Here is a 13,636-nt window from a genome sequence, read left to right on the forward strand (position 1 = left end):
GGCAGCAACCACGACCGCCATGTCCCATTCCCGCATCATCGCTGGCCTGATCGCCACGATCGTCCTCCTGGCTCTCGCCAGCGTCTTTGTCGGCGCCGGCGCATTGTCGGCAGGCACGCTCGTGGCCGGAGGACTGGACGCGGATGGCCTGCGGCTGCTGCTGGTCAGCCGGATTCCCCGCACGCTCGCGGCGCTGCTCGCCGGGGCCGGCCTCGCCGTCGCCGGCCTGATCATGCAGATGCTGTCGTCGAACCGCTTCGTCGAACCGTCGACCGTCGGCACGACGGAATCGGCGAGCCTCGGCCTCCTCGCGGTGACGATCCTCGCCCCCGGCCTCCCGGTCTTCGGCAAGATGCTGATCGCCGCCGGATTCGCGCTGGCCGGCACGGCGCTGTTCATGGCGATCATCGCCCGGCTGCGGCTGCGCTCCGGCATGCTGGTGCCGCTGGTCGGGCTGATCCTGTCGGGCATCATCGGGGCCGGAGCGAGTTTCCTCGCCTATCGCTTCGATCTGCTGCAGTCGCTCGGCGCCTGGGTGAGCGGCGATTTTTCGATGGTGCTGCGCGGCCGCTACGAACTCCTCTGGATCGCCTTCGGCCTGACGATCCTGGCGGTCTTGGCCGCCGACCGCTTCACCCTCGCCGGCCTCGGCCGCGACGTGGCGACCAATCTGGGGCTTTCCTACGAGCGCGTTCTGGCGCTCGGCCTCGTCGTCGTCTCCCTCGTCGCCGCCGTCACTATCGTGTCGGTGGGCAGCATCCCCTTTGTCGGCCTCGTCGTGCCGAACCTCGTCTCCATGCTCGTCGGCGACAATGGCCGGCGCACGGTGCCCTATGTCGCCCTGTCGGGCGCGGCGCTGGTGCTGGCCTGCGACCTCGTCGGGCGGCTGGTGCGGGCGCCCTACGAGATCCCGGCCGGCACGATCATGGGCGTTCTCGGCGCCTGCGTGTTCCTGGCGATCATCTTCCGCCGGAGGCCGAGCCTTGGTTGACCTCGGCGCCACCCACGGTCGCACCGGGACCGCCCGCGCGACGACGCCGCCCCGGCGGAGCGACCGACCCGAACGCCTGACCCTCCTCGTTCTGGCGGCGCTGGCAATCCTCGCCTGCGTCCTCTTCCTGACGCTCGGGGCGCGCGGCAACTGGTCGTTCGTGCTGCCGTTCCGCGGCGCCAAGCTGGCGGCGATGCTGCTCGTCGCCCACGCCATCGCGACGTCGACCGTGGTGTTCCAGACGATCGCCGGCAACCGCATCCTGACGCCGTCGATCATGGGCTTCGACGCCCTCTACCGGCTGATCCAGACGCTGCTCGTGTTCCTGACCGGTGCCGCCACCACGGCGGCGATCGCTCCCACCGCGCTGTTTGCCGGCGAGCTCCTGGTCATGGTGCTGTTCGCCTGCGGCCTCTACGGAACGCTGATCGGCGCCGGCACGCGCGACATTCACCGGCTGCTCCTGATCGGCGTCGTTCTGGGCATCCTGTTCCATTCCACCGCCGGTCTCATGCAGCGACTGATCGACCCGAACGACTTCATCGTCCTGCAGGACCGGCTCTTCGCCAGCTTCAACACCATCGAGACCGGCCTTCTGGGCGTCGCCGCCGTGCTGATCGGGGGCGCCAGCCTTGCCCTGTGGCGCATGACCCCGACACTCGACGTCCTGTCGCTTGGCCGCGACCGCGCCATCTCGCTGGGCATCGCCCATCGCCGCGCCGTCATGCTGGTCCTTGCCACGGTGGCGGTGCTGGTGTCGGTCTCAACGGCGCTGGTCGGCCCGGTCACCTTCTTCGGCCTGCTCGTCGCCAGCCTGGCGGTCAGCCTCGTCGGCGCGCGCAGCCATCGCCTGACGATGACAGCGGCCTCGCTGATCGCGATCATCTGCCTCGTCGGCGGCCAGACGGTGCTCGAACACGTCCTGCATTTCGACACGGCCTTAGGGATCGTCGTCGAGTTCGCCGGCGGCCTCGTCTTCCTCGCCCTCATCCTGAAGAAAGGCATCGCATGATCGAGGCCGAGCACCTGACCAAGCGCTACGATCGCGCCCTGGTGGTCGATGGCGTCAGCCTGTCGCTTCCGGCGGGCGGTGTGACGGCGATCATCGGACCGAACGGCGCCGGCAAGTCGACGCTCCTGTCGATGATCGCGCGGCTCCTGCCGATGGATGGCGGCCGCGTCCTCGTGGACGGCCTCGACGTCACCCGCACCAAGGGCGACGAACTCGCCAAGCGGCTCGCCATCCTGCGGCAGGAGAACGGGCTGTCGGTGCGGCTGACCGTGCGCGATCTCGTCGGTTTCGGCCGCTTTCCCCATTCGAAGGGACGCATGGGCGCCGCCGACCACGCCAAGGTGGCCGAGGCGATCACCTATCTCGATTTGTCGGATCTGGCCGAGCGCTATCTCGACGAACTCAGCGGTGGCCAGCGCCAACGGGCTTTCGTCGCCATGGTGCTGGCGCAGGACACCGGCACCATCCTTCTCGACGAGCCGCTGAACAATCTCGACATCCGCCATGCGGTGGCGATGATGCGGCTGATCCGCCGCGCCGCGGACGAACTGGGCAAGACGATCGTCGTCGTCCTGCACGACATCAATTTCGCCAGCGCCTATGCCGACCGCATCGTCGCCATGTGCGATGGCAAGGTCGCCCATGAGGGCCCCGTCGCGGCGGTGATCACCGAAGAGGTGGTCGAGGCGGTGTTCGGCCTGCCGGTGATGATCCGCGAGATCGAGGGCCAGCGCACCTGCCTGTTCCGGCGCTGAGGCACCAGCTGCCGAAACGGCGACGGCCCGCCACCCCGAAGGATGGCAGGCCGCGTTCGGTGACGGGACAGGCTTATCCCGCGTGCCGGCTGGCTGACGCTCAGGCGCCCTTCTGCCAGGCGAATTTCTGGAACGGCTTGTCGACCGGGGTCTGCGCCAGGTGGTTGGTGTAGTTCGACATCACCTTCTGCGAATAGCCGAGCACCACTTCGAGAATGTTGCGCTTGGTGAAGCCGGCATCGAGGAACGCCTGCACCTTCGCGTCATCGACATTGCCGTGATCGCGCACCACGCTGAGGGTGAAGTCGCGCAGCGCCTCGAGCCGGGCGTTGGGCAGCGGCGTCTCGTTGCGCAGCGCCTCGGTGATGGCATCGTCGACGCCCATCGCCTTGGCGATGCCGGTATGGGCCGGGACGCAGTAATGGCAGTTGTTCTCGACGTTCACCGTCTGCCAGACGACGGTGGTCTCGTCCTTGTCGAAGCTGGAGTTCAGGAACAGCTCGTGGACCTGCTGATAGGCGTCCAGCAGACCCGGGGCCTCGGCCATGACCGCATGCAGGCCGGGGACCATCCCGAAGGCCTTCTGGGACTTGGCAAGCAGCGGCTTGCTGTCGTCCGGCGCGGTATTTTCGTCGTGCAGGGTAAAGTCGGTCATGATCGCTTCCTGATGTCGGTGCCGGACGGATGTCCGGAATGTCTGCGGGTCCGAGGGGACGGTCCGTGTTCCGGCCGCCGTTCGATGAGCGGGAAGCTAATCATCTTGAGCGATCGCTCAAGTAGCGAATTGAGCAATCACTCAAACTTGAAGACGGAGGAGCCCGGCGGTACAGACAGGCTGTCTTGCGCGACCTACATTGGACGACATGAAACGCAGCCGTCCCAATGCCCGGCCCTACGACCGCGACGCCGCCCTCGATGCCGCCCTCAGACTGTTCTGGGCGAAGGGTTATCACGCGACGTCGCTGAAGGATCTGGAAGCCGCGCTGACGATGAAGCCTGGCAGCATCTATGCCGCCTTCCAGAGCAAGGAGGCGTTGTTCCTGGCGGCGCTGGAGCGCTATTTCCTGCGCAACCGCGCCGGCCTCGCCGCGCGGCTGGCGGCGGCGCCGACGCCGATCGCCGGCCTGACCGACTATCTGCGCGCGCTGGGGCGCGGCGAACTCGGCGAGGACCCGGTCCATGCCTGCATGCTGGTCAAGACGCTGCTCGACGCAACGCCCAACGATCCGGCGATCGCCAATGCGGCGCGGCACTATCTCGACCTGATGCGCGCCGAGATCGCCGCCGCCTTCGAACGCGCCAGGACGGTCGGCGAGATCCCGGACGATGCCGATGCCGAACGGCTGGCGACGCGATTCCAGTCCGACGTTACCGCCCTGCGCATCGAGGCGCATCGCGGCACCGACCGGGCGGCGCTGGCGCAGCTCGCCGACGGCATGGCGGCGGATATCGCCCGCCAATGTCAGCCGGCCTGACCGGCGGACGCCGCCTCCCCCATTTTAAACCCGACCCGCAACGACAGATTGGCAATCGACATGACAGACGGTCTGCAGGCGATCTATTTCGCCGACCCCATGTGCTCCTGGTGCTGGGGCTTCGCACCGACGATCGAGACGATCCGCAAGACCTATGGCGACGCCTTGCCGGTCCGGGTGGTGATGGGCGGCCTGAGGCCGGGCACCGAAGAGCCGATGACGGCGCAGTCCAAGGCGGAAATCCGCAATCACTGGCAGCATGTGCATGAGCGCTCGGGCCAGGCCTTCGACTTCGACTTCTTCGAGCGGGACGGCTTCGTCTACGACACCGATCCGGCCGCGCGGGCCGTCGTGGCGGTCCGGGCCGAGAACCCCGAGCTGGAATTGCCCTTCCTCGAGCGCGTCCAGCGCGCCTTCTACGCCGAGAACCGCGACGTCACGCAGGCGGAGACCCTGGCCGATCTCGCCGAGGAGATGGGCCTGGAGCGCGAGCCGTTCCTGATGCGGCTCGAATCCGAGGCGGTGCGCGATGCCACGCGCCTCGACTACGCCACCTCGCGCAATGCCGGCGTGCAGGGCTTCCCGACGCTGGTCGTCGGACCGAATGCCGAAGGCACCTACACGATGCTGACCCACGGCTATCGCGGGGCGGACGAGCTGATGCCGCTGGTGGCGAAGGTGCTGGAGGCGCACGCCGCCAGCTAATTCTTCTCTTTGCAGGAACCCGGCGGCCATACAGAGCCGCCGGGTGTGCATCGGTGTTCCGCGCTATTTCGCGGCGGGCGCGATCTTGTCCTGCGTCTTCGTGTCGAAGTCGGACGCGTCATGGCGCTCGTGGAGCTGGCTCGACGGCTCGCCCATGACGCGGTTGACCATCCGGCCGCGCTTGACCGCCGGGCGGGCATAGACCGCCTCGGTCCAGCGCTGGACGTTCTTGTAGTCCTGCACCTGCAGGAACTCGCCCGCATCGTAGAGCAGCCCCTTGGCCAGCGCCCCGTACCAGGGCCAGATCGCCATGTCGGCGATGGTGTATTCGGGCCCCGCGACGAACTCGTTGTCGGCCAGCCGGCGATCGAGCACGTCGAGCTGGCGCTTCACTTCCATGGCGTAGCGATTGATCGGGTATTCGTACTTGACCGGCGCATAGGCATAGAAATGCCCGAAGCCGCCGCCCAGGAACGGCGCCGAGCCCATCTGCCACTGCAGCCAGGACAGGCACTCGGCCCGCGCGGCCGGGCTGGTGGGCAGAAAGGCGCCGAACTTCTCGGCCAGATAGATGAGGATCGCGCCGGATTCGAACACGCGGATCGGCTCCGGTCCGCTGCGGTCGTTGAGCGCCGGGATCTTGGAGTTCGGGTTGACCTCGACGAAGCCGCTGGAGAACTGGTCGCCCTCGCCGATCTGGATCAGCCAGGCGTCGTATTCGGCGCCGCTGTGGCCGGCCGCCAGAAGCTCTTCCAGCATGACCGTCACCTTCACGCCGTTCGGCGTGGCCAGGGAATAGAGCTGCAGCGGATGCTTGCCGACCGGCAGCTCCTTGTCATGAGTCGGGCCGGCAATGGGGCGGTTGATGCTGGCGAACTTGCCGCCGCTTTCCTTGTCCCAGGTCCAGACGGCGGGCGGCGTGTAGTCGGCATTGTCGGTCATCGACATCTCCATTTTCGAATTTTGCGTGTGAAGGGCGACCGGGTCCGGTGGCTGGCGGCGAATGTCGGCCGCGCCGACGTGCCGTTTTCGGGAAAACCGCGACGGATCCCGGGAACGGGTCCTTGCGCCTTGCAGCTCACTATAGGTGCGCGGCCGCGCGGCTCAAGCCGGCGACGCCGGCTGCGACGGCAACGGAGCGTCACCGTCGGGCAGACAGCGGCACCGCTCGCCCGCCGGCACGAAGGCCTCCGCGATGGCGCCAGCGCACGCAAAAGGGGCCAGGAAGTCTCCTCCCCGGCCCTGTCCATGATGGGTTCTTTGATGCGGCGAGCCCTGTGCCCGCCGCCCTGGTGATCAGAACTCGATGCGGGCCGAGACGCCGAAGGATCGGCCGGGGCTGCGCAGCGGCACGACGGTGGAGAACTCCTGGCCGTAGGTGGCGCGGTCGGAATAGGTCTCGTCGAAGATGTTGTCGACCTTGGCGCGCAGCGTGACGTTGCTGAGCTGCGGCGGGACGTACTCAACGAACGCGTTGACGACCGCGTAGCTTTCCAGCGGGCGCACACCGGCCGGATCGGCGCCGTTCTTGGCCGGCGCGTCTTCCTCCAGCGCGAACTCGGCATCGGCGCCGAAGGTCAGGCCGTATTCATCGACCCGCTGGACCAGGGCGAGGGTGAAGATCTCGCCCATCGGCACGGTGAAGTAGTTGCCGACATAGGAGTCCACGCCGTTGCCGTCCATTTCGGTGGTCACGCTGGTGAAGCCGCCGCGCACATTGCCGGTGCCCCAGTCATAGCCAGCCGTCAGGTCGAAACCGGTGCTGGTGAAGTCGTGGGTCAGCGACGGGCCGCCGCGATAATCCGGCGTGCGGCCGTTCTCGATGTCGGTGCGGAAGAGCTGACCGTCGAGCATGAAGCCGGCATAGCGGAATTCGAAGCCCGCAAAGCCGTTGTCGCCGCGCACCGGGTCGATGTCGGTGTAGACCCAGGCCGGGTTCTGGATGAAGGTCTCGGCCAGGACGATGCCGCCGAAGACGCTGGAAACGCCGGCCTTCAGGGCGAAATGGTCGGTCAGGGCATATTTCACCGAAGCGTTGCCGCTGGCGCCGGTGTTGCGCTGGTCGCCGCCGTTGGTGCCGGTGAAGACCTGGTGGTCGATACGGCCACCGAAGGAGAGCGACAGCTTGTCCGTCGGGTCGAGACGGGCCTGCGCGAAGGCGCCGATATTGTCGGCCTTCTCACCGGTCGAGTAGGTCGCGTCGTAGAAATCCGCGGTCTCGCGATAGACGTCCACACCGGCGTTCACCGATCCCATCTCGAGATGGAATTCGTTGGCGAAGGTGGCGTTGAAGCTCTCGGCCTTGGCCTCGTAGCGGGCCTTGTTGCCGCTGGGCACGCCGCCGAGCAGGATGTCTTCCTCGGTTTCCAGATTGGTCGTGCTGTAGGCCAGCGTCACCTTCGGGTCGAACCAGCCGGTGGCCTGCGTGTTCTCGTAGGAGAAGACGACATTCTGGCGGTCGAGATCGTAGATGCGCGTATCGGGAACCGGACGGCCGCCGATGATCGAGCCGATATTGGCGCGATAGGGACGCACGCCGTCGTCGGTCACCCGCTCGTAGCTGAACTCGAAGCGATCGCCGGACAGGCCCTCATAGGCCACCTTGCCGAGGCCGCTGACGAGGCCGGCGCCGGTGCCGGTCACGGTGCGGCCGTCGCCATCCTCGTAATCGTCGCCGTCGACGCGGTTCAGGAAGCCGAGCACCTCGAAGCCGTTCGAGCGGGCATAGCCGGCGCCGAGCGTGCTGAAGGTGTCGCCATTGGTCTGGAAGCCGCCCTCGACATAGCCGCCCCAGTTGCGTCCGTCGCGCAGCAGGTCGTCGACATCGACGGTCTCGTAGGCGATCGCGCCGGCCAGTGCGCCCGGACCGGCGTCGGCGGCGGCAACGCCGGCATCGACGCGGGCCGCCTTGAGGAGCCGCGGATCGATGACGTTCGTGGCGTTGTGGTGGAACAGCTTGTTGTTCTGGCGCGCCCCGTCGATCGACACGGCAAGGTTGGTCTCTTCGATGCCGTGGACGTAGACCTTCTGGTTGGTCGCGATGGTGCCGCCGACCGACACAGCGGGCTCGCGGCGGAAGAGGTCCTGGACCGTCTGCGGGCGGAAGGTCTCGATCTCGGTGTAGTCGACGACCGCGACGGTGTTGCCGTCCTCGATGGATTCCTCGCTGCCGCCGGAACCGGCCACGACAACTTCGCCGAGCATGACCGTTCCGGCCTCACCGGTGGCGGCGGTGGCCTGCGTATAATCGCGTGCCGGCGATTGCGCGAAAGCCGTGCCGGCCGCGAAGACACAGATGACGGGACTTACCGTCAGGAGAAGCATGCGGCGCAGCGAGGTCGTCGCCCGGTCGTCGGTCATCGATCATTTTCCTTTACTCGAACCATGGAAACACGCGCTCGGCACCGTGGCGGACAAGTTGCGTGTGAGAAGATGCGTTACGAAACATGACTCGTAGAATCAACTTTGTATATTGCCGTTGCGACCGCGACACCGCGACTGTGGCAAAACTGCACTGACTCTGGAATCGCTTTAAGAAAGGGCTTTGAGACCGCCAGTCCGGCACTGGCCACTTCTCACGGGCCGCCATTGCGGCGCATTCCCGCCCTGCGATCGCCACACTGTCTTCCCGGCTGAGTTGCGGCCGAGGTCCCATCTCCTCCTCCTTCGCGGTCCGCCACTACAAAACATGATTCTTTTGATCATGTTTATTGTCACGGGGCGGGAAGCCGGTTAGGCAACGCCACGCAATCGGGCGGCACGCGGGTGCGGTCCGGACGCTTGCCCGGAGAGGAACGATGGCTCAGCGCGACAGAATGGTCGGTGACGGAACGGATTCGGACCGCCGTCCGCAATCCGGCCCCGTGCCGGTGATCGTCGCCCGTGCACCGGATGATGCCGCTCGCCCGATCGGCGCCGAATCGGTATGGCGGCGCCCGGCGGCCTATGGCCCGAGGCTTGCCCCGACCCTCGAGCCGAGCTGGACCGTGGCGGAACGCGCCGCGTTCCGCGCCTTTGCCAATTGCTATCTGCGCGAGATCGATGCCGGCCGTTTCGTCGCACGCGACGGCCCCGCGCCCTCCTTCATCGAGTGGCGCCTGACGGGTCAGCGCCGGCGCCTGCGTGCCGCCCTCGCCTATCGTTCGCTCTGCGGGGCGCATGAATTCGGCCTCGTCCAGGCCGCCGATCTCGCGGATGGGCGCTTCCGCTCGATCAGCTGGCTGACCGGTATCCAGCTGATGATCGCCGAGGCGAGCGAGCGCAATGGCGGCGCGCTGGCCGGCAGCGCCAACAGCGCCGCGCTGCTCTCCCGGGTGATCCAGAGCATCCGGGCGATCGACGCCAACCTGACGCGCGCCCGGACCACCGTCCCCGGCCACGATTTTCTCGCGACGGAGCAGTCGCTGGTCTATGGCCACTGGCTGCACCCGACGCCGAAGAGCATGGAGGGCATCACGCCCTGGCAGCGGGAGATCTACGCGCCCGAAGCCGGCGGCCGCTTCCAGCTCGTCGCCTTCGCGGTCGATCGGCACCATGTGCGCGAGGACCATGCCTATGGTCCGAAACCCACCGAGATCGCCGCCAGGCTGGCCGGTGACGACCTGGCCAGATGCGGACTGGGCGACCGGGAGGCCGTCCTCCTCATGCACCCGCTGCAGGCGGAATATCTGCAGCTTTCCCCCCATGTCGCGGCGGCGCGGCGGGACGGCATCCTGCGGCCGCTGGGCCCCGTGGGGCCCGACTTCTTCGCCACCTCCTCGATGCGGACGGTCTGCTCGGCCGATGCCGGCTACCAGCTGAAATTCTCGCTGCCGGTGCAGATCACCAATTCGGTGCGGCGCAACGGCCTAGAGGAGATGAAGGCGGGCGTCGCCATGGCCCGCTGGCTGAAGCGGCAGGGCACCGGTGCCGAGGCCGGCGGCCTGTCGTTCCTGCCCGACCCGGCCTGGGTGACGGTGGAACTGCCCGGCCAGACCGACACCGGTTTCGAGACCATCTACCGCGAGACCGTCGCCGCGGATGCGGAGCCGCCGGTGATGGTCGCGGCGCTGACGGCCGCGCCGGTCCGGCCGCGCCCGTCGATGCTGAAAGGCCTGATCGCGCGGCTCGCCGCACGTGATGGTGCGACGCCGCAGGCCACCGCGGCCCGCTGGTTCGACGCCTATCTGAAGTCCAGCGTGGAGCCGGTCGTCGGCTTTTTCGACCGCACCGGCATCGCGCTGGAGGCGCATCAGCAGAACTGCCTCCTGCGCCTCGCCGACGGCTGGCCGGTGGGCCTCGTCTATCGCGACAATCAGGGCTTCTACCTGTCGGAGGCCGAACGGCCGGCGCTTGCCGCCGACTTCCCGGAGGCGATGGGGATCGACGGGCTGTTCTTCCGCGAGGAGGAGATCGTCGGGCGCCTCACCTACTACCTCTTGGTCAACCAGGTCTTCTCGGTCATCGCCCGGCTCGGCGAGGACGGGCTTCTGCCGGAAGACGCCGCCCTCGGGCAGTTGCGCCAGACCCTCTCCACGCTCGCTGGCCGCACGTCGCGCGGCGGCCGCCGCTTCTGCGACACCGCCCTTGCGGCGCCTGACCTGGTGCTCAAGGCCAATCTCGGCCTGCGGCTGGCCGATACCGACGAGCTCGCAAGCCCCACCGGCGCCGGGGTCTACACGCGCTGGCCCAATCCCCTCATCGCGCCGGGCCCGACCCGGCCGCAACGGCTGGCCTCATGACACTCGTTCTCGATCTTCCCGGCCCTGACGGCGCCGCGCCCCGCGTCCTGGCGCAGCTCGTGTCGGCAGCCCTCTACGAGGGTTTGTTGGCCGTCGAAGCCGAGGGCGCCGCGGGTCCCGACGGCCGCCGGACCGTGCGCCTCGGCGCCGCCGGTCTCGTCATCGACGCGGAGCTCTATACCGGCGCCTTCGGCCGGCCGCGTGTCGTGCCGGGCACCGTGCGGCTGAACGGCCTGCCGGCGCCCGCCGATGCCGCGGCATCGATCATCGCGGCGCTGGTGCCCGAGCCGGTGCGCCGGACGCGCCTCCAGGACGAGTTCGCCCGTACGGCCAGCGGCCTCGCCCACGCCATTCGTGTCGCTCCCGCAAATCGCCGCGAGCTCGACTTCGCCCGGCTCGATTCGGCGATCTACGAAGGCCATCCCTACCACCCCGCCTTCCGGGGCCGGCTGGGTTTCAACGACGCCGACGACATGCGGTTCGGGCCGGAAGCCAAGGCCGGGTTCCAGCTTCGCTGGCTGCTCGTCCGCGACGACCGGCTGCACCGCAGCGGACCGGATGTGCGCGGGCCGGACGGTTGGGCGCAGCTGGCCGGGCCGGTGGTGGCCGCGATGGCGCTGGACCGCGTCGGCGCTGAGGCGGCGCCGCAGTGGCAGCTGATGCCGGTTCATCCCTGGCAATGGCGCGCGAAGACCGCCGCCATCGTCGCCCCGGCGATCGCGCTCGGCGAGGTCCACGACCTCGGCGTGGCCGGCGAAAGCTACCGCGCCACCCAGTCGCTGCGCACGCTGATCAATCTGGACCGTCCCGACGCACCCCACCTCAAGCTGCCGCTCGCGGTGGTGAACACCTCCGTCGCCCGCACGCTCGACCCTCACTGGGCGCTGGCCGGTCCCGCCATCTCCGACTGGCTGGCGACGCTGGTGGCGAATGACCGCTGGCTGAGCGATGGCAATCGTCTGGCCGTATTGAAGGAAACCCGGGCGGTCGTCTTCGACCGGAACGGCACCGAAGCCGAACACACCGGCGCGATCTGGCGCGACAACCCGGCCGCCAGGCTGACGCCCGGCGAAGAGGCGGTGCCGCTCAACGCCCTCTTCGCGGTCGAGGCCGATGGCGACCCGTTCGTTGCGCCGTGGATTCGTCGCTACGGCTGCGCCGGCTTCGTCACGCAGCTCATCGAGGTGGTCGTACGACCGCTGGTTCACCTGCTTCTGGCCTACGGCCTGGCATCCGAGGCGCATGGCCAGAACCTGGTGCTGATCCATCGCGACGGATGGCCGGTGCGGATCGCCCTGCGCGACTTCTCCGACAATCTGGAATGGGTGCCGGACTTCCTGCGCGGCGCACCGCCCCTGCCCGATTTCGCGGCGATCGACCCGCTGTTCGCCGACCGCACGCCCAACCGCTTCTACTGGATGCAGGACGTGGAGGAGCTGCGCTGGCTGTTCACCGACGCCGTGCTGGTCTTCTCGCTCGCCGATTTCGCCTTCCTGATGGAGCGACGCTACGGCCACACCCAGAAGGCCTTCTTCGACCAGATCCTGTGCCTCGTCACCAACCACGCCAAGGCCCTGAAGCTGGAGCACCGGGCCGACCAGCTCGGGCTGCATGCACCGACGGTGGTCACCGACCGGCTGCTCTCCGCCAAGCTCGGACACGCCGCCGAAGGCCCGCTGGTCGTGCCCAATTCCCTTGCCCGCAAGCCCTGGAAGGCCCTGGCATGATCCGTTTCGATGACCGCGATTACGATTTCGCCGCGCTGCTCGCGCTTGCCGCGCAGATGCAGCGCGACGGCCGGCTGGGCAGTTCGTTGCACGGCACCCACGCCGTCTGCCTGACCGATCCGGCCGAACTGATGGCGGCGTTCCTGCTGATCCGGCAGGAGGGTGGCAGCGTCATGCCGCTGCACCCGGCGACGCCAGCAACGGCGGCCCGGCGCATCGCGCTCAGCGCCTGCTGTGACACGCTGACCTTCGGCCGTGCGCCGGTCGAGGCGCTGGAGCCCGACGCCCGCCAGCGCGAATTCGGCCATCGCCTGATCCAGACGAGCTCCGGCACGACGGGCGAGGCGAAGATCATCGCCCGGACCTTCGAGGACATCGAGGCCGAGATCGAATCCTATGTCGGCTTCTTCGAGGGCGCTCACGACAAGGTGCCGGTGGTGGCCTGCCCGATCAGCCATTCCTATGGCCTGATCTGCGGCCTCCTGGCCGGTGTCGCGCGCGGCGTGACCCCGCTGGTGCTGTCGCCGGACAATCCGAAATACGTCCTGTCCCGCATGGCCGAGATGGAGCGCCCCCTCCTCTACGCCGCGCCCGCCTTCCTCAACGTGGCGGCCCGCTTCCTGAAGCCGGGCGAGACCATGCATGCGGCGATGACCTCCGGCACGCTGTTGCCGGCGCCCTGGTTCGAGGCGATCCGCGCGAAAACCGGCACGCTGTTCCAGCAATATGGCTGCTCGGAAGCCGGCGTCGTCGCCGTCAGCGAGGATCTCGTCGCGGCGAACGAGATGGGCCGGCCGCTGCCCCATCACCGGGTGCAGGCAGGCACCGCGGCGGAACCGGCGGAGATCATCGTCGACACGCCCTGGGGCACCGTCGGCACCCGCGATCTCGGCCATCTGCGCGACGACGGCGTTCTCGTCTTCGACGCGCGTCTCGACGACACGATCATCGTCTCGGGCCTCAACGTCTATCCGCGCGAGGTCGAGGACGTGGTCATGGCCATGCCGGGCATCGACGACGCCGTGGTGTTCGGCCTGGACGACGCGTTTTCCGGCGGGCGCGTCGCGCTCGTCTACACCGGCGCGGGCGACGTCACCGAGGCTGCCATCGCGCAATGGTGCGGCGCGCAGCTCGCCGGCCACCAGCGCCCGCGCGAGATGCGCCGCGCCGCCGCGATCCCGCGCGGCGGCACCGGCAAGATCAGCCGCCGCGAGATCCGCAGCCTCTACACCGAAGACCGACTCTAGAGAT

At 68.2% G+C, this 13,636-nt stretch carries 11 protein-coding genes; 8 read left to right on the forward strand and 3 right to left on the reverse strand.

Features of this window, described 5'->3' with window-relative positions:
* Positions 1-19: 19 nt before the first annotated feature.
* The 3 genes from ACEQX1_RS20105 to ACEQX1_RS20115 are packed head-to-tail and all read left to right on the forward strand — an operon-like array spanning position 20 to position 2,758.
* Positions 20-991: an ABC transporter permease gene (locus ACEQX1_RS20105; protein ID WP_370197514.1), complete on the forward strand. Its 972-nt coding sequence runs from the start codon at positions 20-22 to the stop codon at positions 989-991.
* A complete protein-coding gene (locus ACEQX1_RS20110) occupies positions 984-2,003 on the forward strand; it encodes an iron chelate uptake ABC transporter family permease subunit (protein ID WP_370197516.1) in 1,020 nt (339 codons plus the stop codon). Before ACEQX1_RS20105 ends, ACEQX1_RS20110 begins: the two co-directional genes overlap by 8 nt.
* The gene (locus ACEQX1_RS20115; RefSeq protein ID WP_370197518.1) at positions 2,000-2,758 is read left to right on the forward strand and encodes an ABC transporter ATP-binding protein; all 759 of its coding nucleotides are present in this window, start codon (positions 2,000-2,002) and stop codon (positions 2,756-2,758) included. The genes ACEQX1_RS20110 and ACEQX1_RS20115 overlap by 4 nt, the downstream gene beginning before the upstream one ends.
* Before the next feature lie 100 nt (positions 2,759-2,858).
* Here ACEQX1_RS20115 and ACEQX1_RS20120 read toward each other — a convergent pair whose 3' ends face one another.
* Complete coding sequence (locus ACEQX1_RS20120; protein WP_370197520.1) at positions 2,859-3,413, reverse strand: carboxymuconolactone decarboxylase family protein; 555 nt, start codon at positions 3,411-3,413, stop codon at positions 2,859-2,861.
* Positions 3,414-3,621: 208 nt separating this feature from the next.
* On the opposite strand from ACEQX1_RS20120, the gene ACEQX1_RS20125 reads away from it, so the two are divergent.
* Both ACEQX1_RS20125 and ACEQX1_RS20130 read left to right on the forward strand, forming a co-directional pair.
* A complete protein-coding gene (locus ACEQX1_RS20125; RefSeq protein WP_370197522.1) occupies positions 3,622-4,233 on the forward strand; it encodes a TetR/AcrR family transcriptional regulator in 612 nt (203 codons plus the stop codon).
* 60 nt (positions 4,234-4,293) lie between these two features.
* Entirely contained in the window at positions 4,294-4,938 is a 645-nt protein-coding gene (locus ACEQX1_RS20130) for a DsbA family protein (RefSeq protein ID WP_370196112.1), read from the forward strand.
* A gap of 63 nt (positions 4,939-5,001) precedes the next feature.
* Here ACEQX1_RS20130 and yghU read toward each other — a convergent pair whose 3' ends face one another.
* Together yghU and ACEQX1_RS20140 are read right to left on the reverse strand one after the other, a co-directional pair.
* Positions 5,002-5,880, reverse strand: coding sequence for a glutathione-dependent disulfide-bond oxidoreductase (gene yghU, locus ACEQX1_RS20135; protein WP_370197524.1), 879 nt, complete (start codon positions 5,878-5,880; stop codon positions 5,002-5,004).
* A gap of 354 nt (positions 5,881-6,234) precedes the next feature.
* Entirely contained in the window at positions 6,235-8,298 is a 2,064-nt protein-coding gene (locus ACEQX1_RS20140; RefSeq protein WP_370196114.1) for a TonB-dependent receptor domain-containing protein, read from the reverse strand.
* Between the two features lie 437 nt (positions 8,299-8,735).
* Between ACEQX1_RS20140 and ACEQX1_RS20145 the strand changes: the two genes are divergently transcribed.
* The 3 genes from ACEQX1_RS20145 to ACEQX1_RS20155 are packed head-to-tail and all read left to right on the forward strand — an operon-like array spanning position 8,736 to position 13,632.
* Positions 8,736-10,658, forward strand: coding sequence for an IucA/IucC family siderophore biosynthesis protein (locus tag ACEQX1_RS20145; protein WP_370196115.1), 1,923 nt, complete (start codon positions 8,736-8,738; stop codon positions 10,656-10,658).
* Positions 10,655-12,385 (forward strand): IucA/IucC family siderophore biosynthesis protein, encoded by a 1,731-nt coding sequence (locus ACEQX1_RS20150; protein WP_370196117.1) that lies wholly within the window; start codon positions 10,655-10,657, stop codon positions 12,383-12,385. The genes ACEQX1_RS20145 and ACEQX1_RS20150 overlap by 4 nt, the downstream gene beginning before the upstream one ends.
* Positions 12,382-13,632 (forward strand): AMP-binding protein, encoded by a 1,251-nt coding sequence (locus tag ACEQX1_RS20155; protein ID WP_370196118.1) that lies wholly within the window; start codon positions 12,382-12,384, stop codon positions 13,630-13,632. Before ACEQX1_RS20150 ends, ACEQX1_RS20155 begins: the two co-directional genes overlap by 4 nt.
* The last annotated feature ends 4 nt before the right edge of the window (positions 13,633-13,636 follow it).

The organism is Aurantimonas sp. (assembly GCF_964217435.1).
GTDB lineage: Bacteria > Pseudomonadota > Alphaproteobacteria > Rhizobiales > Rhizobiaceae > Aurantimonas > Aurantimonas coralicida.

Bases quoted from the DNA above. Each gene is read 5' to 3' on its own strand.
- ACEQX1_RS20145 (WP_370196115.1), top strand. From the start codon at position 8,736: ATGGCTCAGCGCGACAGAATGGTCGGTGACGGAACGGATTCGGACCGC.
- ACEQX1_RS20105 (WP_370197514.1), top strand. From the start codon at position 20: ATGTCCCATTCCCGCATCATCGCTGGCCTGATCGCCACGATCGTCCTC.
- ACEQX1_RS20150 (WP_370196117.1), top strand. From the start codon at position 10,655: ATGACACTCGTTCTCGATCTTCCCGGCCCTGACGGCGCCGCGCCCCGC.
- ACEQX1_RS20130 (WP_370196112.1), top strand. From the start codon at position 4,294: ATGACAGACGGTCTGCAGGCGATCTATTTCGCCGACCCCATGTGCTCC.
- ACEQX1_RS20140 (WP_370196114.1), bottom strand. From the start codon at position 8,298: ATGACCGACGACCGGGCGACGACCTCGCTGCGCCGCATGCTTCTCCTG.
- ACEQX1_RS20115 (WP_370197518.1), top strand. From the start codon at position 2,000: ATGATCGAGGCCGAGCACCTGACCAAGCGCTACGATCGCGCCCTGGTG.
- ACEQX1_RS20120 (WP_370197520.1), bottom strand. From the start codon at position 3,413: ATGACCGACTTTACCCTGCACGACGAAAATACCGCGCCGGACGACAGC.
- yghU (WP_370197524.1), bottom strand. From the start codon at position 5,880: ATGACCGACAATGCCGACTACACGCCGCCCGCCGTCTGGACCTGGGAC.
- ACEQX1_RS20155 (WP_370196118.1), top strand. From the start codon at position 12,382: ATGATCCGTTTCGATGACCGCGATTACGATTTCGCCGCGCTGCTCGCG.
- ACEQX1_RS20125 (WP_370197522.1), top strand. From the start codon at position 3,622: ATGAAACGCAGCCGTCCCAATGCCCGGCCCTACGACCGCGACGCCGCC.